25 protein-coding genes are annotated in these 25,236 nt (G+C 62.0%); 13 read left to right on the forward strand and 12 right to left on the reverse strand.

The genetic code is table 11. From position 1 onward, the window contains the following. Window positions 1–24: 24 nt before the first annotated feature. The 3 genes from SOP85_RS06060 (at window position 25) to SOP85_RS06070 (ending at window position 4,028) form a co-directional block, all read left to right on the forward strand. Window positions 25–1,674 (forward strand): acyl-CoA dehydrogenase family protein, encoded by a 1,650-nt coding sequence (locus tag SOP85_RS06060; RefSeq protein ID WP_323626389.1) that lies wholly within the window; start codon window positions 25–27, stop codon window positions 1,672–1,674. Between the two features lie 149 nt (window positions 1,675–1,823). Continuing rightward, window positions 1,824–3,323 carry an AMP nucleosidase gene (gene amn / locus SOP85_RS06065; RefSeq protein WP_274074474.1) on the forward strand — a complete coding sequence of 500 codons (1,500 nt, stop codon included), beginning with the start codon at window positions 1,824–1,826 and terminating at the stop codon, window positions 3,321–3,323. A 69-nt stretch (window positions 3,324–3,392) separates the two neighbouring features. Then, window positions 3,393–4,028 carry a pseudouridine synthase gene (locus SOP85_RS06070; protein WP_274074475.1) on the forward strand — a complete coding sequence of 212 codons (636 nt, stop codon included), beginning with the start codon at window positions 3,393–3,395 and terminating at the stop codon, window positions 4,026–4,028. Here SOP85_RS06070 and SOP85_RS06075 read toward each other — a convergent pair. Together SOP85_RS06075 and SOP85_RS06080 are read right to left on the reverse strand one after the other, a co-directional pair. Further along, window positions 4,023–4,232: a DUF2788 domain-containing protein gene (locus SOP85_RS06075; protein WP_046815823.1), complete on the reverse strand. Its 210-nt coding sequence runs from the start codon at window positions 4,230–4,232 to the stop codon at window positions 4,023–4,025. The two genes, SOP85_RS06070 and SOP85_RS06075, sit on opposite strands and share 6 nt — an antisense overlap. A gap of 197 nt (window positions 4,233–4,429) precedes the next feature. Beyond that, entirely contained in the window at window positions 4,430–4,909 is a 480-nt protein-coding gene (locus SOP85_RS06080) for an Lrp/AsnC family transcriptional regulator (RefSeq protein ID WP_007894448.1), read from the reverse strand. A 435-nt stretch (window positions 4,910–5,344) separates the two neighbouring features. Here SOP85_RS06080 and SOP85_RS06085 point away from each other — a divergent pair, with 435 nt between their 5' ends. Next, window positions 5,345–6,280, forward strand: a complete 936-nt coding sequence (locus SOP85_RS06085) for a DUF6515 family protein (RefSeq protein WP_323626390.1) — start codon at window positions 5,345–5,347, stop codon at window positions 6,278–6,280. Between the two features lie 59 nt (window positions 6,281–6,339). Here the strand turns inward: SOP85_RS06085 and SOP85_RS06090 are convergent, their stop codons facing one another. Next, complete coding sequence (locus SOP85_RS06090) at window positions 6,340–7,245, reverse strand: cation diffusion facilitator family transporter (RefSeq protein ID WP_323626391.1); 906 nt, start codon at window positions 7,243–7,245, stop codon at window positions 6,340–6,342. Window positions 7,246–7,274: 29 nt separating this feature from the next. Then, window positions 7,275–7,694: a polyribonucleotide nucleotidyltransferase gene (locus SOP85_RS06095; RefSeq protein ID WP_274074478.1), complete on the reverse strand. Its 420-nt coding sequence runs from the start codon at window positions 7,692–7,694 to the stop codon at window positions 7,275–7,277. Window positions 7,695–7,803: 109 nt separating this feature from the next. On the opposite strand from SOP85_RS06095, the gene hrpB reads away from it, so the two are divergent. Then, window positions 7,804–10,323: an ATP-dependent helicase HrpB gene (gene hrpB, locus SOP85_RS06100; RefSeq protein WP_323626393.1), complete on the forward strand. Its 2,520-nt coding sequence runs from the start codon at window positions 7,804–7,806 to the stop codon at window positions 10,321–10,323. A 9-nt stretch (window positions 10,324–10,332) separates the two neighbouring features. Here hrpB and SOP85_RS06105 read toward each other — a convergent pair whose 3' ends face one another. Both SOP85_RS06105 and SOP85_RS06110 read right to left on the reverse strand, forming a co-directional pair. Continuing rightward, window positions 10,333–11,433: an endonuclease/exonuclease/phosphatase family protein gene (locus tag SOP85_RS06105; protein ID WP_323626395.1), complete on the reverse strand. Its 1,101-nt coding sequence runs from the start codon at window positions 11,431–11,433 to the stop codon at window positions 10,333–10,335. Window positions 11,434–11,499: 66 nt separating this feature from the next. Beyond that, a complete protein-coding gene (locus SOP85_RS06110; RefSeq protein WP_274074481.1) occupies window positions 11,500–12,174 on the reverse strand; it encodes a YciC family protein in 675 nt (224 codons plus the stop codon). A 178-nt stretch (window positions 12,175–12,352) separates the two neighbouring features. On the opposite strand from SOP85_RS06110, the gene SOP85_RS06115 reads away from it, so the two are divergent. From SOP85_RS06115 to SOP85_RS06125, 3 genes are all read left to right on the forward strand, one after another. Next, window positions 12,353–13,123 carry a DUF2076 domain-containing protein gene (locus SOP85_RS06115; protein WP_323626397.1) on the forward strand — a complete coding sequence of 257 codons (771 nt, stop codon included), beginning with the start codon at window positions 12,353–12,355 and terminating at the stop codon, window positions 13,121–13,123. A 116-nt stretch (window positions 13,124–13,239) separates the two neighbouring features. Next, window positions 13,240–13,731, forward strand: coding sequence for a LabA-like NYN domain-containing protein (locus tag SOP85_RS06120; protein WP_178134372.1), 492 nt, complete (start codon window positions 13,240–13,242; stop codon window positions 13,729–13,731). Window positions 13,732–13,753: 22 nt separating this feature from the next. Further along, the gene (locus SOP85_RS06125) at window positions 13,754–14,365 is read left to right on the forward strand and encodes a 3'-5' exonuclease (RefSeq protein ID WP_323626398.1); all 612 of its coding nucleotides are present in this window, start codon (window positions 13,754–13,756) and stop codon (window positions 14,363–14,365) included. Window positions 14,366–14,486: 121 nt separating this feature from the next. On the opposite strand, the gene SOP85_RS06130 is transcribed toward SOP85_RS06125, so the two are convergent. Continuing rightward, window positions 14,487–14,942 (reverse strand): Lrp/AsnC family transcriptional regulator, encoded by a 456-nt coding sequence (locus tag SOP85_RS06130; protein ID WP_323626399.1) that lies wholly within the window; start codon window positions 14,940–14,942, stop codon window positions 14,487–14,489. Between the two features lie 164 nt (window positions 14,943–15,106). Here SOP85_RS06130 and yedA point away from each other — a divergent pair, with 164 nt between their 5' ends. Further along, a complete protein-coding gene (yedA, locus tag SOP85_RS06135) occupies window positions 15,107–16,036 on the forward strand; it encodes a drug/metabolite exporter YedA (RefSeq protein ID WP_323608324.1) in 930 nt (309 codons plus the stop codon). Window positions 16,037–16,101: 65 nt separating this feature from the next. Continuing rightward, window positions 16,102–17,442 (forward strand): DEAD/DEAH box helicase, encoded by a 1,341-nt coding sequence (locus SOP85_RS06140; protein ID WP_323626400.1) that lies wholly within the window; start codon window positions 16,102–16,104, stop codon window positions 17,440–17,442. A gap of 117 nt (window positions 17,443–17,559) precedes the next feature. On the opposite strand, the gene SOP85_RS06145 is transcribed toward SOP85_RS06140, so the two are convergent. Both SOP85_RS06145 and SOP85_RS06150 read right to left on the reverse strand, forming a co-directional pair. Then, window positions 17,560–18,801, reverse strand: coding sequence for a TIGR03862 family flavoprotein (locus tag SOP85_RS06145; RefSeq protein ID WP_323626401.1), 1,242 nt, complete (start codon window positions 18,799–18,801; stop codon window positions 17,560–17,562). Window positions 18,802–19,093: 292 nt separating this feature from the next. Further along, complete coding sequence (locus SOP85_RS06150; RefSeq protein WP_323626402.1) at window positions 19,094–20,014, reverse strand: histone deacetylase family protein; 921 nt, start codon at window positions 20,012–20,014, stop codon at window positions 19,094–19,096. A 77-nt stretch (window positions 20,015–20,091) separates the two neighbouring features. On the opposite strand from SOP85_RS06150, the gene SOP85_RS06155 reads away from it, so the two are divergent. From SOP85_RS06155 to SOP85_RS06165, 3 genes are all read left to right on the forward strand, one after another. Next, complete coding sequence (locus SOP85_RS06155) at window positions 20,092–20,661, forward strand: GNAT family N-acetyltransferase (protein ID WP_323626403.1); 570 nt, start codon at window positions 20,092–20,094, stop codon at window positions 20,659–20,661. Between the two features lie 106 nt (window positions 20,662–20,767). Next, a complete protein-coding gene (tesB, locus tag SOP85_RS06160; RefSeq protein WP_323608320.1) occupies window positions 20,768–21,637 on the forward strand; it encodes an acyl-CoA thioesterase II in 870 nt (289 codons plus the stop codon). After that, window positions 21,634–22,227 (forward strand): HAD family hydrolase, encoded by a 594-nt coding sequence (locus SOP85_RS06165; RefSeq protein ID WP_323626404.1) that lies wholly within the window; start codon window positions 21,634–21,636, stop codon window positions 22,225–22,227. The genes tesB and SOP85_RS06165 overlap by 4 nt, the downstream gene beginning before the upstream one ends. A gap of 53 nt (window positions 22,228–22,280) precedes the next feature. Here SOP85_RS06165 and SOP85_RS06170 read toward each other — a convergent pair whose 3' ends face one another. The 3 genes from SOP85_RS06170 to ypfJ (SOP85_RS06180) all read right to left on the reverse strand — a co-directional run bounded on the left by SOP85_RS06170 (window position 22,281) and on the right by ypfJ (SOP85_RS06180) (window position 25,148). Then, window positions 22,281–23,237: an alpha/beta fold hydrolase gene (locus SOP85_RS06170; protein WP_323626405.1), complete on the reverse strand. Its 957-nt coding sequence runs from the start codon at window positions 23,235–23,237 to the stop codon at window positions 22,281–22,283. Beyond that, a complete protein-coding gene (ypfJ, locus tag SOP85_RS06175; RefSeq protein WP_274074493.1) occupies window positions 23,238–24,131 on the reverse strand; it encodes a KPN_02809 family neutral zinc metallopeptidase in 894 nt (297 codons plus the stop codon). A 147-nt stretch (window positions 24,132–24,278) separates the two neighbouring features. Beyond that, a complete protein-coding gene (gene ypfJ, locus SOP85_RS06180; protein ID WP_323626406.1) occupies window positions 24,279–25,148 on the reverse strand; it encodes a KPN_02809 family neutral zinc metallopeptidase in 870 nt (289 codons plus the stop codon). Window positions 25,149–25,236: the final 88 nt, after the last annotated feature.

The following is a 25,236-nucleotide window of genomic DNA, read 5'->3' on the forward strand; positions in this document are numbered from 1 at the left end:
TTGGCTGACCAAAGGAGCCCCGTCATGAACCTGCATCAGTTCGCCGAAACCCACGAAGTCACCAACCAGCCGCCCTCGCTGGACGGCGCCAACCTGTACCGCATCGATTTGCCGCTACAGGAATGGTCGCGGCGCTTTGGGGCCGGTTGGGCCGAATCGCGGATTGACGCATACGGAGCGCTGGCCGGCGGACCATTGATGGAAGCTGGCTTTCTGGCCAACCAGAACAAACCGGTGTTCAGCAGCCATGACCGCTACGGTCATCGCATCGACCTGGTGGAGTTTCATCCGGCCTATCACGAGTTGATGCGCACGGCGGTCGGCCATGGCCTGACTTCGTTGCCCTGGGCTCATCCGCAGGACGGTGCCCATGTCGCCCGCGCCTCCATGACGTACTTGCACAGTCAAGCCGAAGCCGGCAGTGGCTGCCCGCTGACCATGACGTTTGCCAGTGTTCCGGCGATGCGCCTGCAACCGGACCTGGCAGATCAATGGCTGCCAAAGATTCTGTCCACCGAGTATGACCCGCGCAATGTCGGCATGGCCCACAAGGCCGGCGTCACCATCGGCATGGCGATGACCGAGAAGCAAGGCGGCACCGATGTCCGCGCCAACACCACCAAGGCTTATCCCGTGGGCGCCAGCGGTCCTGGCCAGCCGTACGAACTGGTGGGGCACAAGTGGTTCTGTTCGGCGCCCATGTGCGATGCCTTCCTGACGCTGGCGCAGACGGACAAGGGGCTGACCTGTTTCCTGCTGCCGCGACATCGTCCGGACGATACGCGCAATCAGTTCTACATCCAGCGCCTGAAAAACAAACTCGGCAACTGCTCCAACGCTTCCAGCGAAGTGGAGTTTCGCGGTGCCCTGGCGTGGATGGTCGGTGAAGAGGGGCGCGGCGTGCCGACGATCATCGAGATGGTCGCCATGACCCGTTTCGATTGCATGGTCGGCTCAAGTTCGTTGATGCGCCAGGCACTGACCCAGGCCAGCCATCATTGCGCCCACCGCAGCGTTGGCGGCAAGTTGCTCAGCGAACAGCCCTTGATGCAGAACGTGCTGGCCGACCTGGCGCTGGAAAGCGAGGCCGCCCTGGCCTTGAGCCTGCGCATGGGCCAGGCGCTGGATCATCTGGAAAACGCACAGGAAGCGAAGTTCGCCCGGCTGGTGACGGCGGTGGGCAAGTACTGGATCTGCAAACGCGCGCCGGCCATGATCAACGAAGCCGCCGAGTGCATGGGCGGCGCGGGATACGTCGAAGACAGCATCCTGCCACGCCTTTACCGCGAGGCGCCGGTGAACTCGACATGGGAAGGCTCCGGCAACGTGCAATGTCTCGATGTGCTGCGCGCCCTGTCCAAGGAGCCGGGTGTGCTCGATGCGCTATTCAACGAGTTGGGCGATGGTCATGGCGACAAACGCCTGGCCGCGCACATCAGCCAGCTGCAGAGCGCTTTCAAGGACACCAGCGACATTCAGTACCGTGCGCGGCAATTGACCGAGGATATTGCGCTTGGGTTACAGGCTAAGCTGTTGCTGGAGGCGGGTAACGCGGCGGTGAGTGACGGGTTTATCGCCAGTCGTCTGAAGGGTGGCGGCCGGGTTTACGGTGGGTTGCCGCGAGGAGTGGATGTGGAGGCGATAGTCGCCCGGTCCACCCCGCAAGGATTCTGAACTCAGGTTCATGAACACTACAAAACCATTGTGGGAGCGGGCTTGCTCGCGAAGGCGGACTGTCAGTCAACATCAATGTTGAATGGGACACCGCTTTCGCGAGCAAGCCCGCTCCCACAGGGTTCCCGTGAAGCGACGATACAGGCAAGATGAAGGCCTGCAAGTCAGAACACAGGATGCTGATCGTGACCGAAGCTTTTATTGTCGTTCAAACCGCCGAGCAAGCTGTAGACCGGCTTGCGCTCTTGCACAATCGTGCAACCACCGCGCTGAACCAGGCGCTCAAGCGTTATCTCAAGGATCGTGTCGAGCCGGACGCCGAACAACGGGCGATGTTTCGTTATCCCGAACTGCGTCTGACCTACCACTGCCAGGGCGAAGTCCCGCAGACCACACGCGCCTACGCCAAGGTCCAGTTGCCGGGCACCTACAGCGTCACCGTCACCCATCCCGCCGCGTTCCGTAAATACCTGCTGGAGCAGCTCGTGCCCTTGATGCACGACTTCACCGTGACCGTGGAAGTCGGTGTCAGCCAGCAGAACATTCCTTATCCGTACGTGGTCGAGCAGGGCGATGAGTTGGCCGGTTCCGGTGTCACCGCCGCCGTGCTGGCGCGGGTGTTCCCGAGTACCGACCTGTCGGCGGCGACCGACGGTATTGCCGACGGTTTGTACGATTGGGAAAACACCGATCCGCTGCCCCTGGCGCTGTTCGATGCCGCCCGGGTGGATTTTTCCCTGCGCCGCCTGGTGCATTACACCGGCAGCGACTGGCGGCATGTACAGCCGTGGATCCTGCTGACCAACTATCACCGTTACGTCGACCAGTTCATCGTCCATGGCCTGGAGCAATTGCGCAACGACCCGCGCTTCGTGCGCATGGTGCTGCCGGGTAACGTGATCATCGAAAAGAGCATGGATCACGGCGAAGCCTCGGCGATTGCCGCTGGCGTGGTCTGGCATCGCTACCAGATGCCGGCCTACCACCTGATCGCCACTGACGGTCACGGCGTGACCCTGGTCAATATCGGCGTCGGTCCGTCCAACGCCAAGAACATCACTGACCACCTGGCGGTGCTGCGTCCGCATTGCTGGCTGATGATCGGCCACTGTGGTGGCCTGCGCCAGTCGCAGACCATTGGCGACTACGTGCTGGCTCACGCCTATATGCGCCGTGACGGCATTCTCGACCGGGTGGTGCCGCCGAACATTCCGATTCCGGCCTTGGCCGAAGTGCAACTTGCGCTTCAGCAGGCAGCGGCCAACATCACCGGCGAGAAGGGCGACGAACTGAAAAAGCGCCTGCGCACCGGCACCGTACTGACTTACGACGATCGTAACTGGGAGCTGCGCTGGGCCCAGGAGCGGCCGCTGATCAACCTGTCCCGCGCGGTGGCGGTGGACATGGAAAGCGGCACGATCGCGGCCCAGGGTTATCGCTTGCGGGTGCCTTACGGCACGCTGCTGTGCGTGTCGGACAAACCCCTGCACAGCGAGATCAAGTTGCCAGGTTCGGCCAACGCCTTCTACGAACGCGCGGTCAGCCAGCACTTGAAAATCGGCATCGAAGCCGTGGATCTGCTGCGCACCGAGCTCAACTCGTTGCACTCGCGCAAGCTGCGCAGCTTCGACGAGCCGCCATTCCGCTGATTTGGCGATGGTCATTTAACGGTCGGGCTACTAGCATTGGCAGCCCTGACCGTTAGATGTTTGTCCGCCATGTCCCGTCCGCCACGTCCTGTTTCCCGCCGCCCTGGCGCAAAGCCATCCCCCACAGCCCCGCGCCGTGTCGCCAAGGCGCCGCCGGCCGCGCCCAAGTTGATCCTGTTCAACAAACCCTTCGATGTGCTGACGCAATTCAGCGATGCAGAAGGGCGCGCGACCCTCAAGGACTACATCGACATTCCGGGGATCTACCCCGCCGGACGGCTGGACCGCGACAGCGAAGGCCTGCTGCTGCTGACCAACGACGGCCAATTGCAGGCGCGCATCGCCGACCCGAAACACAAACTGGCCAAGACCTACTGGGTGCAGGTCGAAGGCGAGCCGAGCGCCGAGCAGTTGCAGCGCTTGCGTGACGGTGTCGAATTGAACGATGGCATGACCCTGCCTGCCGAGGCGCGGCAACTGGATGAGCCGCAGTTGTGGCCGCGCAACCCGCCGGTACGCTTTCGTAAAAGTGTGCCGACCTATTGGCTGGAGCTGGTGATTCGCGAAGGCCGCAACCGGCAGGTGCGCCGCATGACCGCGGCGGTCGGGTTGCCGACGTTGCGGCTGGTGCGGGTCAGGATCGGTGACTGGTCGATCGAGGGGCTCGATCAGGGCCAGTGGAAAGAGGTGCCGGCGCGCTTATAAAGTGCCGGTTTCGATCAGGCCGATCACCACGCTCTTGATGACGAATGCCGCCACGCCAAGCCCCAGCACGAAAAACAGGATGAACGAGCCGAACCGCCCGGCCTTGGACTTCTTCGCCAGATCCCAGACGATGAAACCCATGAAAATGATCAGGATGCTGACCAGGCCGGTCATCATCCACTCTTCAAAAACTGCAGGATCCATTGAACATCTCCGCGCGGGCGAGGCTGAAAGGGCGCGCGGAGTATACGCCAATGGACATTGGCTGGGAGTTGACCTGCGGCAGTGTGTCGCAGCTATTCGTCGCCTGTGCTGGCCCCTTCGCTGGCAAGCCAGCTCCTACAATGAATCTCCAGCGCATATGAAACCCTGTAGGAGCTGGCTTGCCAGCGAAGGCGTCCTCAACTGCGCAGATGAGTCAAAGGCAATTCGGTGCTGTTCAAAACCTGATTAAGCACAAAACTCGAACGCACACTGGTCACCCCCTCAATCCGTGTCAGGTGCCCCAGCAGCAATTTCTGATAATGGTCCATGTCCGGCACCACCACCTTGAGTTGGTAATCGGCATCCATCCCGGTCACCAGGCTGCATTCCAGTACCTGCGGCAAGGTGCGGATGGCGGCTTCGAAGTTTTCGAAGCGCTCCGGCGTGTGCCGGTCCATGCCGATCAGTACGTACGCCGTCAGGCTCAGGCCGAGCATTTTGCGGTCGAGCAGGGCCACCTGGCGGGTAATGTAGCCATCGTCCTCCAGTTGCTTGACCCGCCGTGAGCAGGGTGAAGGCGACAGGCCGATGCGTTCGGCCAGTTCCTGGTTGGAAATGCGCGCGTCACGCTGCAATTCAGCCAGAATGCTCAGGTCGTATCGGTCGAGTTTGCTCATCAAACGGTCCCTTGTCATAACTATTGCGACAGATTATCTATCCAGGGTTAAAAATTGCGCAAGTGATGTTTATTTCAGCAATCTTCGCAATCCTCTGCCGGTGCTCCAGGCCTATTCTTATCACCAGAATCACTGCTCGGACAAACAGTCCAATGCGGTCCGCCGAATCAGGCCCGCCGCGGTCGCCACCCCCACAGGGGATGTGCTGGCCCCCGAGCTACACACTGTCCAGAAGACGGCGTGAGGTGAGCCGACGTCAAAAGCGTCGAGCACGGACGAAGTTCTCAAGGGGAGGCCGACGGGTCTCCCCTTTTTCTTGCGCGCCATTTGCCGCCCGCCCTCAATAAATAAGTTGCGCGACTGATAACCTGTTGCAGAACCGGCCTGTGCATTTCCAGTCTTACGTACAGGCCCTGACCCGCATTGAGGAAAAGCATGAGATCGCGCATCTGGCGTTTGGCCGGTGTTGGTTTGTTATGTGTCAGTGTCAGCGCGCAATCGTTGGCCGATCAGCCGCAGAACCGCGGCCCCGAGGGTGGACAACACGGGGGCGGTGGGCATCAGGACAACGGCCAGAATCAGAATCCGCACAACAATAACCAAGGGCAAAGCCGTCCAGCGCCGGATTACAACAGCCGGGTGCGCTCGCCGCCACCACCGCCGCAACTGCCGGCCAATGACCTGCCCATCCAGCCTCGACCGGACACGGTACAACAGACTCAGCCGCCGCGGCGTGGTTACTATCAGGACGAGCCGCGGCGCAACGATCCCAACCAGCACTGGAATGGCTACATAGGCGCACCGTCCAATGACAGTAACCATTGGCAGGGTCGCCCCAGTGGCCACGGCAATGGATGGGGCCCCGGCCCGCAATATCGTCCGGGGCACGTGATCGACCGCTTCCCCGACCGCGACTACCGAGTGCCCTATGGGGGCCGGGATTACTACTACTCCGGCGGCTACTGGTATCGCCCGCAAGGTCCGCGTTATGTGGTGGTGCAGCCGCCGCGCGGGATTCGCATCCAGTATCTGCCCGATTACGCCCGTGAAGTCTGGATCGGTGGATCGTTGCTGTTCCTGGCGGCGGGGTCCTATTACGCCTATCAGCAAAGCACTCAGGATTACGTGGTGGTCGAGCCGCCCGGCCAACCGTTGGCGAGTGGCAATGGCTACGACGTGGAGGCCTATCCGGCCAGCGGCCAGTCACCGGAGCAGGTCAACCAGGATGGCTACGATTGCTACCGCTGGGCGGTCGAGCAGAGTGGTTTTGACCCGCGGGTCGATACTTATCAACCGGACCCGACGGTGGTGCAGACCTACCGCCAGGCCCAGGGCGGATGCCTGAGCAGTCGCGGTTATCGGGTTCAGTAGCAGCTACAAGCTACAAGCTACAAGCTTCAAGCAACAAGCTACAAGTCAGCGCTAAGCCTTCATCTTGTAGCTTCAAGCTTGGAGCTTGAAACTGCCTTTATCGGATCCGCGTGCACCAGCACTTCGGCCCGCGGGTAGGCGGCATGAATTGCATCGGCGGCCTGATCGCTGATGCCGTGGGCAACTGACAGGGTCAGCTCCCCCGGCAACTCCAGGTGCAATTGCACAAACCATTGGTTGCCGGAAATCCTTGTCCGCAAATCATGGGCACCCAACACCCCCGGCACACTGCAGGCCAGTTCCAGCATGTGCTGGCTGACATCCGGCGGCAGCTCTTCGTCCATCAACACGGCAAAACTTTCCCTGGCAATCGTGATCGCGCTCCAGAGGATGTACGCGGCAATCCCCAGGCCGAACCAGGGGTCGACCCGATGCCAGCCAAACCCGGCGAGCACCAGCGCCACCAGGATGCTGCCATTGAGCAGCATGTCCGAACGGTAATGCAGGGAGTCGGCGCGCACAGCGTTGGAGCCGGTGGCCTTGACCACCCGATGCTGCACCATCAGCAGCGCCAGGGTCAGGCCCAGCGAAAACACGATCACGCCGATGCTGATCCACGGTGCACCCACCGGTTCCGGATGCTTGAACCGGTCCACTGCCTGTAGCGCAATCAACACCGCACTGCCGCCAATGAACAGCGCCTGGGCCATGCCGGCCAGCGACTCGGCCTTGCCATGTCCGTAACGATGGTCGTCATCGGCCGGGCGCAAGGCGTAGTGCACGGCCAGCAAGTTGAGCAGCGAGGTTACGCCGTCGAGTGCCGAGTCGGTCAACCCGGCGAGCATGCTCACCGACCCGCTCAGCCACCAGGCGATGGCTTTGGCGACGATCAGCGTGCAGGCCACCGCCATCGAGGCACGGGTCGCCAGCCGCAGCAGGCGGGCATGTTCGTCGCTGGAGATCATGGGTGCGGATGTTCCTTGTCGTGCCCCGATTACGCGGCGGGTTGCAGGCCGAACATGGCCAGTTGCTGGGCGCTGCCCTTGGACTGGATCAGGCGTGGATCGTCCAGCGGCAAGCTGCGGCCCAGTTCACGCTGCAGAATAGACTGCAACTTGAGGTTATCGACCTTGCCGTCCGCGCCAATGGCGTCCTTGAGTTTTTCCGGGTCGACCTGGGCCGTCTTGCCCGGTTCGAAGTAGATCGCACCCGTGGCGAAGTCCACGGCAAACGCGATCAGGCCGGGGATGATGTAGAACAGCAGGCCCACGGCATCGAGCACGGCAATGGCCGGGTCGATCTTGCCATCGATCTGGCCACGACGATCCGGATAGAAGATCGAACCGCAGGCAGTCAGTTGGGTCAGCAGGGTCGCGACCAGAACGCCGCCGATCAGGCGAAAGGGAACACGCATATGAAATCTCCTGGGTAATTTCAAAACGAAGCGTCGTCGATATGAATTAGGACCGCAACGAACACTGGGCAGTTCGCCGTTATACTCGCGCCTCTGTTTGGGAGCCAGCATGATTTCTTTGCCGATTGATGAAGTTTTACCCGCCCTGCGTGAAGCCCTGGCGACACGCCACGAAGCCGTGCTCGAAGCACCGCCCGGCGCCGGTAAGACCACCCGTGTGCCCCTGGCCTTGCTCAACGAGCCATGGCTGGCCGGGCAGACCATCCTGATGCTTGAACCGCGCCGTCTGGCCGCGCGGGCAGCGGCGGAGCGCCTGGCCAGTGAACTGGGCGAGAAGGTCGGCGAAACCGTGGGTTATCGCATTCGGCTCGACAGCAAGGTCGGCCCCAACACCCGCATCGAAGTGGTCACTGAAGGCATTCTCACCCGGCGTCTGCAGGACGATCCGGCGCTGGAGGGCGTGGGCCTTTTGATCTTCGACGAGTTCCACGAGCGCAGCCTCGACGCCGATCTGGCGCTGGCCCTGAGCCTCAATGGCCGCGAACTGTTCCGCGACGATCAGCCGCTCAAAATCCTCTTGATGTCGGCCACCCTGGAAGGCGAGCGGCTGGCCGGGTTGCTGGACGACGCGCCAATCCTGCGCAGCGAAGGCCGCATGTACCCGGTCGCGATGCGCTGGGGCCGGCCGTTCCAGGCCGGTGAATTCATCGAACCACGGCTGGTGCAGACCATCCTCGAAGCCTTGAACGATGAAAGCGGCAGCGTGCTGGTGTTCCTGCCGGGACAGGCCGAGATCCGTCGCGTGCATCAACAACTCGCCGATGCGCTGGGCGATAACCCTCAGGTCCTGCTCTGCCCGCTGCACGGCGAACTGGACCTCGCCGCGCAACGGGCGGCGATCGATCCGGCGCCGCCAGGCCAACGCAAAGTGGTGCTGGCCACCAACATCGCCGAGACCAGCCTGACCATCGACGGCGTACGCGTAGTGATCGATGCCGGGTTGGCGCGGGTCCCGCGTTTCGACCCCGGCAGCGGCATGACCCGCCTCGACACCCAGCGTATTTCCAAGGCCAGCGCGACCCAGCGTGCGGGCCGGGCAGGGCGACTGGAACCGGGGGTGTGCTACCGCTTGTGGTCCCAGGATCAGCACGAACAATTGGCGGCTTATGGCAGTGCGGAAATACTCTCGGCGGATCTCGCCGGGCTGGCGCTGCAGCTGGCGCGTTGGGGCGTGACGTCGGGGCAGCTGGTTTGGCTTGATGTGCCGCCGACCGCCGCTTATGCACAAGCTCAGGACTTGCTGGTTCGTCTGGGCGCGTTGGATGGCGAAGCGCTGACCCGTCACGGTCAGGCCATGGCCGAACTGCCGGCGCATCCGCGCATCGCGCACTTGTTGTTGCGAGGACAGGCGCTCGGCCTGGCCGACATGGCGTGCGATGTCGCGGCATTGCTTGGCGAGCGCGACATCTTGCGTGGCGCTGGCGCCGATTTGCACAGCCGCTTGGCCTTGCTGTCCGGCGAACAGCGCGCCTCCCGGGGTACCCAGGGTGGCGTACAACGCGCCCGGCAACTGGCGCGGCAGTATCGCGGTTATCTGCGCGGCAAGGCATCGGAGCCGGTCAGCGACCTCGACCATCCGCGCTGGCTCGGGGCGTTACTGGCCTTGGCCTATCCCGACCGCGTCGCCCAGCAACGCCGTGCCGGCGGTGCCGAGTATCGCCTGGCCAACGGTCGTGCGGCGCTGTTTGCCGAAGCCGACAGCCTGATGAAGCAGCCGTGGCTGGTGATCGCCGACCTCGGCAGCCGCCAGGGCCAACGTGAAGAGCGGATCTATCTGGCGGCGGATTTCGATCCGGCGTTGTTCGACTCGGTACTGGCCGAACAGGTGCGTTGCGTCGATCAACTGGACTGGGATGAGCGCGAAGGCGTGCTGCGGGCCGAGCGCCAACGCAAGGTCGGTGAGCTCATTCTCAGCCGCGAACCGCTCACCGGCCTCGATGAAAGCGCCCGCAGCCAGGCATTGGTGAATCTGGTGCGGCGCAAAGGCCTGGAGCTGTTGCCGTGGACCCCGGAGTTGCGCCAGTGGCAGGCACGGGTGGCGTTGTTGCGCCAGCTGGACCTGGGCGGCAAGGGTGAAAGCGAATGGCCGGATGTCAGCGACGCTGCGCTGCTGAACAACCTTGAGCACTGGCTGATGCCGTATCTGGGCAAAGTCTCGCGGCTCAGTCATTTCGCCAATCTCGACCTCTCGAGCATCGTTCATAACCTGTTGCCATGGCCAATGCCGCAACGGCTGGACGAGCTGGCGCCCCACCACTTGAGCGTGCCATCGGGTTCATCGATTCGTCTGGACTACAGCGAACAGCCGCCGATCCTGGCGGTGCGCCTGCAGGAACTGTTCGGCCTGGCCGAAACCCCGCGCATCGCCGGTGGCCGGCAAGTGGTCAAGCTGCATTTGCTGTCCCCGGCGCGGCGGCCGGTGCAGGTGACCCAGGACCTCGCGAACTTCTGGCGCAGCACCTACGCCGAGGTGAAAAAAGACTTGAAGGGACGCTACCCGAAACATTACTGGCCGGACGACCCGCTGGTGGCCGAAGCCACGGCACGGATCAAGCCGCGCAAGCAATGACGCGACAAGCTACGGCGCGGCGGGCAGCAGGAACCGCGCAATCACCGGCAGGTGATCGGAGATGCGCAAGGTATCGTCCTGCCGGACCATCGCCTCAACCCGTTTGATCCGCGGGCTGTAGAACAGATAGTCGACGGTCCGGTCCGGGCCGTTCAACCCGGCATCGTTCGGGTAATGGGTCAGCCAGCGCGCGCGGTCGATCCCGCCGGACTCGTTATTGGTGGGGATCATCGGGTACTTGTCCCACAACAGATGCAGGGCGCTGTCGGCGGAGTAGGGGGTGCGCTGTTCGTTGGGCAGGCGCTGGTATTGCCCCAGCGGCAGCAGGTTGAAGTCGCCACCGATCAGCCAGGGCGTGCCGCGGCTTTCGAACTTGTCGAGGACCTTGGCCACGGCCGCGACCTGTGCCTGCAGCGTCTCGTCAGGTTGGCTCGCACGGTCCAGATGGGTGTTGAGGACCGCGAGCTGGCCACCGTCGCTCAAGGGCAGGTACGTCACCAGCAAGGCGTTTTTCGGTTGGAACTGGCGGCTGATCGGATTGGCCGAAGTGATCGGCAATTGCAGGCGCTCGGCGTGCTCGATCTGATAGCGGCTCAGGGTCGCCAACTGCCGGCCGACGCTGCCGAAAATATGCGGGTTGGGCACGAAGTCAGCCTTCCAGTCGAAGGCCTGGGCACTGCAGGGGTACAGGTCGGCGAGCCGCTCCTGCAACAGTTTGAGCTGGTTCTGGTAGTCGCTGGCCTTGGCGCCGTCATCGAGTTCCTGCAGCAGCACGACGTCCGGTTGCTCGTCACGAATCACGCGCGCCACTTCATCGAGGCTGAAGGCCATGTCTTCCGGCGTGGGGGAATCGTCGGTGCCGGCGGCCAGGTCATTCCAGAACACGTAACGCTTGCCCGCCAGGTACTGGACGTTCCAGGTCATGACCTTCAGTGCCTGGCCCGGTGCCAGGGTTGGTGCGAGGGTTGGTGCGAGGGTGGACGCCTGGGTGCAGCTGACTGGCGCTGATTCCCTGGCCTCGGGGCGCCAGGTCAGGCTGTAGACCGCCACGCCGGTCAAGCCGATGACGATCAACAATCCCAGCAAGGTGTAGCGCAGCAGTCGGGTCATGGCTCGGCTTATCGCGTTACGGAAGTTGACCCCGAGCATACCCGACTGACGGGCGGTCGCCCACGGTCAACGTGGCCCATCGATTTTTTCCGGCACCTCGCTGATCAGCATGAACAGGCGGAACAGCACCACGCTGGTGAACAGCTGCAGGAAGCTGTGGGCGCTGTCGATCAGCAGCGAGATCACCGGGTTCTGCGGCTCGGGGTACGCTGCCAATGTGGCGCCCTTGAGCAGCCACAAGGGCCCCATCACACACAGGATGCACACCAGGATGCGCATGAAATGGCCGCGGGTCAGGCGCAGGCTTTCCTTCATGGCCTGCAAGGGCGCCAGGCCGCGCAGCACCAGCAGGTACTCGCCGAAGGCCAGGGTCACCATCAGCCAGATGCCCGGCAGGAAGTACAGTGACAGGCCAAGCAGGATCAGCAGGGTGTTCAGGGCGGTCAGCAGGGCGAAACGCGGCCACAGATAAGCGGACCTCGACAGCAGCTCGCGATTGCTTGGCGATTCGCCACGGCTGCGGGCGTCGAGGAACAGGATCAGGGCGGCGGTGTACAGCGGATAGACCAGCAAGCCGACGATCACACTGATGCCCGGAAAACTGTCCGGCTCGGTGGAGCGGTCGACCACTTGTTGCAACAGGGCCTCGATGATCACCAACGGCAGGCACAGCTGCACGATCTGGCGCAGATTGCGTTTGAAGAAATACAAGGAGTCACGCAGTACATCGAACGGATTCATCAGTTGGTATCGCTGGTTGAAAGCAGTGGCCCACTTTAACCGATGAAACGCGGGAGGGCGCAAACGTAAACGTTCGGTAAAGGTCATTGAAACAACTTGTTTCAGCCTCCATTAAGGTCGGGCACCTTATCCTTTGTGGGTGAAGGCAACGATTTTCCCGGCAATCTACGAGGTCGCCATGAACAGCGAAGAACAAACCCTGATCGATGGACTGTTTTCCCGGCTGCAACAGGCCGAGACGGACTCAGCCCCGCGCGACGCCCAGGCCGAGGCGCGGATCAAGGAACACCTGGTGCGCCAACCGGCGGCAGGTTATTTCATGACCCAGGCGATCCTGGTGCAAGAGGCGGCGATCAAGAGCCTCGACGGACAGAACAAACAACTGACGGCGCAAATCCAGCAATTGCAGGCCGAACTGCAACAGGCCAAGGCGCAAACATCCGCTCCGGCGCCGAGCAGCGGTGGCTTTTTGTCGAGCATCTTTGGTGGCGGCAGCCGTGATCCGCAGCCTGCGCCCGTGCAATCGGCAGCGACCAGTGGTGGCGGCTGGCGTGAGCCGGCACGGCCGTCGTTCAACGCACAGCCTCAGCAGCCGAACTTCGGTGCCTCTCCACAGCAGGGCTATGCACCCCAGCAACAGGCCCCAGCAGCGGCGGGCAGCGGCTTTCTCGGCGGTGCGCTGAAAACAGCGGCTGGTGTGGCGGGTGGCGTGATGCTGGCACAAGGTATCAGCAGCCTGTTCCACCACAACCAGCCAGCGCAGGAAGTCGTCGAAGTCATCAAGGAAGAACCGGCCCAGGTCAACGACCAGGGCAACACTGGCTGGGGCGATGACCAGCGCATGGCCGGCAATGATACCTACGGCAACGACCAGGGCGGTTTTGCCGACGCCGATTATAGCGATGACAGCTCATCGTTCTTCGGCGGTGACGACGACTCCTTCGTCTGATACGCCATTCGTCCGGGGCGCTGCGGCGCTCCGGGCCGATTATTCGCGAAACTCACCTCTTGGCTGGCATACTGGGCGACTTTTCGGGCCTGGTGCCTGATCCTGCCTGCGCGTTAATGAGGTGTCCGGTGAAAAAAATCGCAGTGTTCGCCGATGTCCAGAACCTCTACTACACCGTGCGCCAGGCTTATGGTTGCCACTTCAACTATGCCGCGTTGTGGGCTGACATCAGCAAGCAGGGCGAGATCGTCGAGGCCTACGCCTACGCGATCGATCGTGGCGACAGCAAGCAGCAGCAGTTCCAGCAGATCCTGCGCAACCTCGGTTTCACCGTGAAGCTCAAGCCCTATATCCAGCGCAGCGACGGATCGGCCAAGGGCGACTGGGACGTGGGCATCACCCTCGACATCATGGACGCGGCCGACCATGTCGATGAAGTGGTGCTGGCCTCCGGCGACGGTGATTTCGACATGCTGCTGGAGCGCATCATCAGCAAACACGGGGTGCAAGCGGTGGCCTACGGGGTGCCGGGCCTCACGGCCAATTCGCTGATCCGCGCCGCCAGCCGCTACGTGCCGATCGAAGGCGCGTTGCTGCTCAAGAATTGATTTTTACGGAGTTGAAACAGGTTTGGAACGCATAGCAGTCATCGACTTTGAAACCACCGGGATCTCTCCGAGCAGCAGCTGCCGGGCCACGGAAATTGCCGTGGTGATCCTCGAGCAAGGGCGCATCGTCGAGCGTTACCAGAGCCTGATGAACGCCGGCGTCCGCGTCCCGGGCTTCATCGAACAACTGACCGGTATCAGCAACGCCATGTTGCGCACCGCGCCTGCGGCGGAGCAGGTGATGAACGAGGTCAACGAGTTTGTCGGCACTACGCCACTGCTGGCGCACAACGCGGCATTCGACCAGAAGTTCTGGGACTTCGAGCTGGGGCGAATCAAACGCACGCGCTTGCAGAACTTTGCCTGCTCGCTCCTGCTGGCGCGGCGCCTGATGCCTGCGGCACCGAACCACAAACTCGGCACCCTCACCACCTTCGCCAACCTGCCCCACACCGGCAAGGCTCACCGGGCCATGGCCGATGCCGAGATGGCGGCCAACCTGCTGACGCACCTGGCCGGGGAGTTGCGGCAAAAGCATGGGTTGAGTGAGCTGTCCCATGATCTGCTGTGCAAGTTGCAGAAGGTCCCGGCGGCCAAAGTGGGTGAGCATCTCAAGCGCTATCGCGGGTTCTGAAAGCACCGCCAATCCCTTGTGGGAGCGGGCTTGCTCGCGAAAGCGTCAGTTCAGTAGAGATCAATGTTGAATGACACACCGCTTTCGCGAGCAAGCCCGCTCCCACAGGGATTGCGCCGCATCATGCCGTTCCATTCCTTTCGATATGCCCCAACGGCACACGCTTTTCGATGGCACTCGACAACACAATCGACGTCTTGCTGAAACCAAACGTGGCAATCCGGTTGATCAACTCCTCCAGCTCCGGCATCGAAGCCACCGCCGCCTGCATGATCACGCACGGGTCGCCCGTCACCCGGTGGCATTCAGTCAGCTGCGGGATCTTGATCAGGTCGTCGTAGGCCTTCTGATTGCCATGCTGGTTCAGGCGCAATTCGATCACGCACTGGATCGGCAGCCCGAGCTTGGCCATGTCGACTTTCGCCTGGTAGCCGGTGATCACGCCGCTGGATTCGAGCTTGGCCACGCGTTCGGCCACGGCCGGGGCGGAGAGGTTGACCTTGCGCGCCAGGTCGGCATATGACGCGCGACCATTTTCCAGCAGGGCGCTGAGCAGCATGCGGTCATATTTGTCCACGGTCGAACTCCTGAAAATAACGGACTTTCGAAAGCACGGTTTATAGCGCTGAACTCCGTGTTTTGAAAAGTGTACTGATGCTTTAAACAGGTTTTGTAACTTATTTTCCCATGTCAGCCTTTCTAAAATAGCTGTTCACTTGTCCTGCCTGTGAGCTGCCCCCCATGCCTGGTCTACGTCGTTTTCCCTTGCCGTTAATCGCTGCCTTTTTCGCGTTGTACGTGATTTGGGGCTCGACCTACCTGGTGATCCGCATCGGTGTGGAGTACTGGCCGCCGTTGCTGTTGGCGGGGATTCGCTTCGTGATCGCCGGGACGCTGATGTATGCCTTCCTGCGCTGGCGCGGAGCGCCGGCCCCGACCTGGGCGCAATGGAAAGCCGCCGGGATCATCGGTGTGTTACTGCTGGCTTGCGGTAACGGCGGGGTTAGCCTGGCTGAACACACGGGCGTGGCGTCCGGTGTCGCCGCGCTGGCCGTGGCGACGGTGCCGCTGTTCACCTTGCTCTGTGGATATTTCTGGGGCGCGCGTAATACCCGTCTCGAATGGGCCGGGATTGCGCTCGGCATGATCGGCATTGCCATGCTCAACCTGGGCTCCAACCTGCAATCGAGTCCGCTGGGTGCGGCGTTGCTGATCTTTGCCGCGGCCACCTGGGCGTTCGGCTCGGTGTGGAGCAAACACTTGCCGTTGCCTCAAGGCGCCATGGCCAGCGCCGTGGAAATGCTGGTGGGCGGCGTGGTGTTGCTGATCGGTAGCGCCGTAAGCGGTGAACACCTGGAGCAGATGCCGCCCATCGAGGGCTGGGCGGCGCTGGCGTACCTGACCGTGTTCGGTTCGATCATTGCCTTCAATGCCTACATGTATCTGCTCAAGCATGTGCGTCCGGCGGCGGCCACCAGTTATGCCTACGTCAACCCGGCGGTGGCCGTGTTGCTGGGGATCGTGTTTGTCGGCGAAACCATCGGCATCGAGGAAGCGCTGGCCATGTTGGTGATCATCAGTGCCGTGGTGCTGATTGGCCTGCCGCAATGGCGCCGCACACCGGAACGGCCAGTGGTCAAGGCAGTGCCGACAGAATCCCGTGTGAATTAGGGTAAACTGCGCGGCATTGCACACTCCTTCTGCACAATCGCGCTGAATTTTCCTACGGTACTCCCATGACTTTCGCCACCCTTGGCCTGATCGAACCCTTGCTGCGCTCCCTTGAGACGCTCGGCTACCAGACTCCGACGCCGGTTCAGGCACAAGCCATTCCGGCGGTGCTGGCCGGTCGCGACCTGATGGCCGCCGCCCAGACCGGCACCGGCAAGACCGCCGGTTTCGCCTTGCCGCTCCTGCAGTTGCTGGCGATGGAAGGGCCGAAAGTCGCCGCCAACTCGGTGCGTGCGCTGATTCTGGTGCCGACCCGGGAGCTGGCCGAGCAGGTTCACGAAGCGGTGCGCCAATATGCCGAGAACCTGCCGCTGCGCACCTACGCGGTGTATGGCGGCGTCAGCATCAACCCGCAAATGATGAAGCTGCGTAGCGGCGTCGACCTGCTGGTGGCGACCCCGGGCCGTCTGCTCGACCTGTTCCGCCAGAACGCACTGAAGTTCAATCAGCTGCAAACCCTGGTGCTGGACGAAGCCGATCGCATGCTCGACCTGGGTTTCTCCGAGGAATTGGCGAATATCTACAAGGCGTTGCCGAAGAAGCGCCAGACCCTGCTGTTCTCCGCCACCTTCTCTGACGACATCCGCCTGCTGGCCGGGCAAATGCTCAATGATCCGCTGAGCATCGAAGTCAGCCCGCGCAACGTCGCCGCCAATACGGTCAAGCAGTGGATCGTGACGGTGGACAAGAAGCGCAAGCCGGAGCTGTTCGTGCACCTGATGCGCAAGGGCAAGTGGAAGCAGGTGCTGGTGTTCGCCAAGACCCGCAACGGCGTGGACGCGCTGGTGGAAAAACTCCAGGGCCTGGGCATCAACGCCGACGGCATTCACGGTGACAAGCCCCAGGCGACCCGTCAGCGCGCGCTGGACCGCTTCAAGCTCAGCGAAGTGCAGATCCTCGTTGCCACCGACGTCGCGGCCCGGGGCCTGGATATTGAAGACTTGCCACTGGTGGTCAACTTCGACTTGCCGATCGTGGCCGAGGATTACATCCACCGCATCGGTCGTACCGGGCGCGCGGGGGCGACCGGCGAGGCGATTTCCCTGGTGTGCGCCGATGAAGTGAATCTGCTGTCGGCCATCGAGATGTTGACCCGCCAGACGCTCAAGCGTCAGAACGAGCCGGACTTCGAGCCTGAGCATCGCGTGCCGGACACCGATGCCAGCGGCCAGGTGGTCAAGAAGCCGAAGAAACCGAAGAAGCCCAAGGCTTCGGGTGGTGGCGGTGGTAAACGCAATCTGGGCAAGTGGGTGGACAGCGGAGAGGTTGCGCCGGCGGAGCCTTCGATAAAGCCTGTGCGCAAAGTGCCGGTGTTCAACACTGGGCCGCGTAAGCGCAAACCTTGATTAATTGCGGCGTCTGTTAAGCCGCCTTCGCGAGCAAGCCCGCTCCCACACTGGATCTGTGTTGTTCACAAATTCCCTGTGGGAGCGGGCTTGCTCGCGAAGGGCGCGCCGCGGTCTTCAGCCCTTGCGCTGCAACCACTCCACCATCCCCAACCCCGCTGCACGCCCACTGGCGAAACACGCGGTCAGCAGATAGCCACCCGTTGGCGCTTCCCAATCGAGCATTTCCCCAGCGCAAAACACCCCAGGCATTTGCTTGAGCATCAACCGCTCATCCATCGCCTCGAACAACACACCGCCGGCACTGCTGATGGCCTCATCCAGCGGTCGGGTCTTCACCAGTGTCATCGGCAACGCCTTGATCGCCTTGGCCAGCAATGCCATGTCGGTAAAGGTGTCGGCAGATGTCAGCTCTCGCAACAGTGCCGCTTTCACCCCATCGATACCCAACTGGCTATGCAGATGCTTGGCCATCGAGCGTGATCCCCGTGGCTTGCTCAAGGCAGCCTGGATTTTATCCACAGGTCGTCCGGGCAGAAGATCGAGATGAACGGTCGCCGAACCGTACTGGTTGATGGCTTCACGGATCGGTGCCGACAAGGCGTAGATCAAGCTGCCTTCAATCCCCATGGCGGTAATCACACATTCACCGAGCCTCGGCACGTCGTCGTTGAGGCCGATGGCGATGTTTTTCAGCGGTGCGCCGGCGAATTTGCTGATCATCAAATCGCTCCAGGCCTGCACCTCGAAACCGCAATTACTCGGTTGCAGCGGCGCGAGTCCTACACCCTTTTGCTCCAGTGGCAGCATCCACGCGCCGTCCGAACCCAGGCGTGACCAACTGCCGCCGCCGAGGGCCAGCAACGTTGCATCAGGCGTTAAGGTTTTTTCACCTTCGGGGCTCGACACTTTCAGGCTGCCATCGGCATTCCAGCCGAGCCATCGATGACGGGTGTGGATAACCACGCCACTGTCGCGCAGGCGCTTGAGCCAGGCGCGCAGCAGGGGCGCGGCCTTCATGTCGGTGGGAAAGACCCGCCCGGAACTGCCGACAAAGGTGTCGATGCCCAGGTCATGTATCCACTGGCATAACGCATCGGCACCGAAGGCGCGCAACAGCGGCGCAATCTGCGGTGCCCGTTCGGCGTAACGCGAAAGGAACGCCGGGTAGGCCTCGGAGTGGGTGATGTTCATGCCGCCTACGCCGGCCAGGAGGAATTTTCGCCCCACGGAAGGCATGCCGTCGTACAGGTCGACCTTGATCCCGGCCTTGCTCAAGACTTCAGCCGCCATCAGACCGGCGGGGCCGCCGCCGATGATGGCGACAGATGAAGGGGAGGAGGCGGAGTGCTGGGTCATGGCGTGCGCTGCGGTTCTGCGGAAGAGGGCGGGCATTCTAGCAGCCCCCATCCCTTGTAGGAGCGAGCTTGCTCGCGATGGACGTTAACGATGACGCGCTCATCCTGAATTTATGCGGTGCCCTTGAGTCCATCGCGAGCAAGCTCGCTCCTACAGGGTTCAGAGGTCTATTCAGTGGCTGGTTAAAAAATAATCACTTCTCTGTAGCCTGCAGGTGGCATGGGCTGCAGTCCCTTTCACTCAGGTTATCCACAGGCAGTTCCACAGGCATTGTGGGTAAAGCATCCACAACTCAGTGACAGCCTGATGACTGCCAGACCCGTTGGGCGCTGTGATGGAGGATGCCGTGACGGCGGGCGAGGGCCCGGCGGTCCTTGCTGTAGCCGCCGCCAATCACGCCGACAACGGGAATGTCCCGACCCAGGCAATGGCGCATGACGGCTTCATCGCGGGCGGCGACGCCTTCGTCTGTCAGCTTCAGGTAACCGAGCGCGTCGTCCTTGTGCACATCGACACCGGCGTCGTACAGCACCAGGTCCGGCTGATAGAGGGGCAAGAGGTAGTTGAGCGCATCGTCCACCACCTTCAGGTAATCGGCATCGCCCATGCCGTTGGGGAGCGGGATGTCCCAGTCACTTTCGGCTTTGCGTGCAGGAAAGTTCTTCTCGCAGTGCAGGGAAACGGTCACGGCTTCCGGCGTGTTGTGCAGAATCCGCGCAGTCCCGTCGCCCTGATGCACATCGCAGTCGAAGATCAGCACCCGATTCACCCGACCACTCTCCAGCAGGAAACGGCTGATCACCGCCAGGTCGTTGAAGATGCAGAAACCGGCGGGGAAATCGTAATGCGCATGGTGCGTGCCGCCTGCCAGGTGGCAGGCCAGGCCATGCTCCAGCGCCTGCTCTGCCGCCAGCAGCGAACCGCCGACTGCCCGCACCGTACGCCGGGCCAGGGCTTCGCTCCAGGGCAGGCCGAGGCGTCGCTGGTCTTCACGGGACAAATCGCCGCTCATGTAGCGCTCGATATACGAAGGGTCATGGGCGAGGGCGAGAATCTGCGGCGGGCACAACTGTGGGCGCAGCAGGTCGGCGTCGCGAGTCAGGCCGCTGTCCACCAGGTGATCGCGCAGCAGACGAAACTTGTCCATGGGGAAGCGGTGATCCGCCGGGAACTCGGGACTGTAGTCTTCGTGGTAGATCAGCGGCAGCGGCATGATGATTTCGTTTCGGAATGAGTGAAGGATCCTACCAGCGTTGTAGACTGGCAGCATGGAATTGGGGGAGGGGGACGATGGAGCCGATACTGGAACTGGCGAGCGCGCGATTGCTGTTGCGGCAGTGGCATGATGGCGACTTGGCGGAATTTGCCGCGATGTGCGCCGATCCACAGGTCATGCGTTATTTTCCGGCGCCCTTGAGCCGATCTGAAAGTGCATCGATGATTGACAGGGTTCGCGAGCACTTTGTCGAGCATGGCTTTGGCCTCTGGGCGCTGGAGCGCAAGGACACCGGTCAGTTCATCGGTTTTACCGGTCTGGGCGTGGTCGGTTTCGACGCGCCTTTCACTCCCGCCATTGAAATCGGTTGGCGCCTGGCGCGCGAGCACTGGGGCCTGGGGTATGCCAGCGAAGCGGCATGGACCGCTCTGCGCTGCGGCTTTGATCGCCTGGTGTTGAACGAAGTCGTGTCCTTTACCGCGGTCAGCAACCTGCCGTCGCAGAAAGTCATGCAGGCGATCGGCATGCATCACGATCCGGCCGATGACTTCGATCATCCCAGGCTGGCCCTCGATCATCCCCTGCGTCGCCACGTGCTGTACCGAATCAGCCGTGAACAATGGCTGCAAACCTTGCATGGATAACCTGCCACGGACGTTTACAATGGCCCCCATGTTGGCACCGGCCAGAAATTGAATCGACCGACGCAGCCAGGACTGCGCGGCATTGCGTTGTGTGAGGAGAGTCTGAATGAGCCAAGTGTTGGATGATCTGGTCGACCTGCTGAGCCTGGAACCGATCGAAGAAAACCTGTTCCGTGGCCGCAGCCAGGACCTGGGCTTTCGTCAGCTGTTCGGCGGCCAGGTGCTCGGTCAGTCGCTGTCGGCGGCCAGCCAGACCGTTGAAGAGGCGCGTCATGTGCATTCGATGCATGGCTATTTCCTGCGTCCGGGCGATGCCAAGTTGCCGGTGGTGTATTCCGTTGACCGGGTGCGCGACGGTGGCAGTTTCAGCACGCGGCGGGTGACGGCGATCCAGAAGGGCCAGCCGATCTTCACTTGCAGCGCCTCGTTCCAGTACGACGAAGAAGGGTTCCAGCACCAGACCGAAATGCCGCAAGTGGTCGGGCCGGAAAACCTGCCATCGGAACTGGAACTGACCCAGCAGCGCGCTCACCTGATTCCCGAGCACATGCGTGAAAAATTGCTGTGCCCGAAACCGATCGAATTCCGGCCCGTCACCGAGGAAGATCCCTACAACCCGAAAGCCAGCGATCCGGTCAAATACGTCTGGTTTCGCGCCGACGGCGCCATGGCCGACTCCCCGGCCTTGCACAAGTATCTGCTGGCCTACGCTTCGGACTTCGGTCTACTGACCACCTCGATGCTGCCCCACGGCAAATCGGTCTGGCACAAGGACATGCAGGTTGCCAGCCTCGATCACGCGCTGTGGTTCCACGCCGACCTGCGCGCCGATGACTGGTTGCTGTATGCGATGGACAGCCCGTGGGCCGGCAATTCCCGCGGTTTCACCCGTGGCAGCGTGTTCAACCGCGCCGGGCAACTGGTGGCTTCGGTCACTCAGGAAGGCCTGATTCGCCATCGCAAGGATTGGGCATGAGCCTGGCCGAGGTGCGCCATTGGGTGTTCGACATGGACGGCACCCTGACGGTGGCGGTGCATGATTTTGCGGCGATTCGCGTAGCGTTGGCGATCCCGCCTGAAGACGACATCCTCACGCATCTGGCGGCACTGCCCGCCGAAGAAGCCAGCGCCAAACACGCCTGGCTGCTCGAGCACGAACGCGATCTGGCGCTGGGCTCGAAACCGGCACCGGGGGCGGTGGAGCTGGTGCGTGAATTGGCTGGCCGCGGGTATCGCCTGGGGATCCTCACGCGCAATGCTCGCGAACTCGCGCATGTCACGCTGGAGGCTATCGGCCTGGCTGACTGCTTCGCCGTGGAGGATGTGCTGGGCCGCGATGAAGCGCCACCCAAGCCCCATCCTGGTGGATTGCTGAAGCTGGCCCAAGCCTGGAAGGTGTCGGCCAGCGAGATGGTGATGGTCGGTGATTACCGGTTTGACCTTGATTGCGGTCGCGCGGCAGGAGCGCGGACGGTGTTGGTCAACCTGCCGGATAATCCGTGGCCTGAGCTGACCGATTGGCATGCGGCGGATTGTGTCGCCTTGCGGCAGATGCTCTTGGCTTGATTTGTTGAGAGCAAAAGATCGCAGCCTGCGGCAGCCCTACAGGGGAATTTCGGTTACGGGAACAACGCCTGTTGTCCTTGCGGTGATGTAAACATTCCGTCCCCGTTATGCCCGACCCCGGGCACTTCAATCAGTTGCTGCTGCAACCCCTGGGGTTGCAGGCGCTTCAGATAATTGAAGTAGTAGCGCCCGCGGGCCAATCGATTCGGACCCTGGGCCTTTGCCTCACAGCTTTTGTCCAAGGCTGGATGATTGGGATCGACGTCCTGCTGCCCCAGCAGATAAACGATGTTGCGCTTGAGGTACTTTTCCTGCAGCAGGGCGGCAGTTTGTCCTTCTGCGTAGGCAGGCATATCTGTCAGCCCGTACTTCCAGCGGTTGAATTGCGGACAGCCTGCATGATTGAAGGCCACTGGCCGACGCTCATCGAAATAGGTGTAGGAAGAGGGGTTGGCGACGACATAGCGCAGCTGCACACCGGCGGCTTCCAGGGCCGACTTGTCGTGACCCAGCAGGGCGTAGCGCTGAACCACCTGAGCGCCTCCCGAGTGACCGGCAATGACGATGTGCTTCAAATCCGGAAACTGCTGACGATCACCCAGGCGAGCGATGATTTCGTCCAGCGCGTCGTAGGAACTCAGGCGAAAGGGTGCGGTGGATTCACCGCCAGCCATCCACTCATTGCCCTGCCAGCGCAGGACGGTGTCCGCCACTGGATGCTGCGCAACGTCGGTTTCATTGAGAAACTGCGGGGCGATCACCAGGGTCGTAGCGCTTTGCCCGGCCAGTTCGGCCGCGTGCGTGCCACTCTGCAGATAGGTTTGCGCATTGCGCAAGCGACCATGGACGATGATCAATACCCGCTCGATTTTTGCCGGGGCACGGCTGATGCCCACCGCGATTTCACCGGATTTCAACAGCAGGCGCCCGGGGCTGAGTTCCTTGACCGCGTGCTCGGCGGCCTGGGACGTTGCGCATGTGAACAGTACGACTAACCACCACTTCTTCATCTACAGATTTTTCGCCGCAAAGGTATCGCACTGGCCAACCTGGCCCTGGGCGAATCCGGTTTTGAACCAGCGCACCCGTTGCGCTGACGTACCATGGGTAAACGAGTCCGGCACCACGCGGCCCTGACCCTGTTGCTGCAAGCGATCGTCGCCAATGGCGTTCGCCGCGTTCAATGCTTCTTCAATGTCGCCCGGCTCCAGCCAGTTCAGGCGCTTCTGCGCGTTGTTGGCCCAGACCCCGGCCAGGCAGTCCGCTTGCAGCTCCTGGCGCACCAGCAAGCCGCCATCGCCTTCCATCTGCCGGCCTTGCTGGCGGGCGACCTGCATCTTCGCCGAAACGCCGAGCAAGGTTTGAACATGGTGTCCGACTTCGTGAGCGATCACGTAGGCCTGGGCGAAATCGCCCGCGGCCGCAAAGCGTTGGGACATCTCCTGGAAGAAGCCCATGTCCAGATAGACCTTCTGGTCTGCGGGGCAATAGAAGGGGCCGGTCGCCGAGGTTGCCAGCCCGCAGGCCGAATTGACCCGGTTGCTGAACAGCACCAGGGTCGGATCCTTGTACTGCCGGTCCGCCTGCTGGAAAATCTGCCGCCAGGTATCCTCGGTATCACCGAGGATCGAGCGGACGAACTCGGCCCCTTCATCATTGGCCGGTGGCGCCTTGCGCGTCTGGGACGTGGTCGGCGCCGATTGTTCACTCATCTGCCCGGTCAATTGTCCGAGGATCTGCAGCGGGTCCTGGCCGGTGATCCAGCCGATGCCGACGATCAGCAGGATCGCCGTCAGGCTCAGGCCCTTGCCGCCACCAAAACGCATCCCGCCGCCACCGCCGCCGACATCATCGCCACGGGCATCGACCACGTTGTCGCTGCGTCGGCCTTTTTTCCATAGCATGTGGGAATCCTCTGATGTTGCGGGTAAAGAACCGTGGGATGAGTGTTGCTGCAGACCAGACGCGGCGCCAGTCCGGTCGTCAGACAGCCGGGAGCGACGGCGGTTCTATCCATGCGGTGACATCAGAGGTTTCATGGACGGGCGGGATCACAGGGCATCGGCAGTAAAGGTGTCACAGGTCTCTGGCAGGCCCGAGGCAAATCCTGTCTTGAACCAGTTCACGCGCTGGCGGGAAGTACCGTGGCTGAATGTCTCCGGTCGAACCTTGGCATTTCGCGAAGCTTGCAGTTGGTCGTCACCGAACATTGCCGCGGCATGCAGGGCGGCTTCGATATCACCCGGCTCCATCCAGTCCAGGCGCTGTTGCGCATGGTGCGCCCAGACTCCGGCCAGGCAATCGGCCTGCAACTCCGCACGGACCTCCAGTCCGCCATCGCCGCTGACCGGTTGTTGTTCGAGCAAGGCTTTTTCGAAAGGTTCGGACAGTCCCAGTTCAAGCTGCACGTGATGCCCGATTTCGTGGGCGATGATATAAGCCCGCGCGAAGTCACCGACCACTGCAAACTGCTGCTCCAGTTTGTTGAAAAAGCCGAGGTCGAGATACACCTGTTGATTGCTCGGGCAATAGAACGGGCCACTGCTGGAGCTGGCGAAACCACAGCCGGAGACCACGCCGTTTTCGAACAGCGTCAAGGTGGGTAGCGGGTAGTCTCGGCCCACTTGCGCAAACAGTTGTTGCCAGGTGTCTTCGGTATCGCCCAGCACCGACTGGACAAACATCAGCTGCAGATCTTCTTCAGGCTCGACCGATGGTTGAGGGAGGGGGTGGTTCAGGGTGTACGAGGGCGCGGGCGCAATGACGTCCGCTGGCGTGTCCAGTGTCGAATAGAGTCCTGCGCCGGCCAGGGCGACGGCGGCCAGTCCGGCAGCCAGTGTTGTCCCTGTAAGTGTGCGGGCATCCTTGCCCTGGCGAGTGTCGTTCACGTTTTTGCTGCGTCTTGCCTTGTTCCATAGCATGTTGGCGGTCTCTCATAGATGGGTGGGGCGTGTAGCGCCGGGTCTATGAATAACCGCACTGGCCAAGGCGTGTGGGTGAAATGTGTAA

The sequence above is a fragment of the Pseudomonas sp. YuFO20 genome, assembly GCF_035064975.1.
Taxonomy (GTDB): Bacteria; Pseudomonadota; Gammaproteobacteria; order Pseudomonadales; family Pseudomonadaceae; genus Aquipseudomonas; species Aquipseudomonas putida_AE.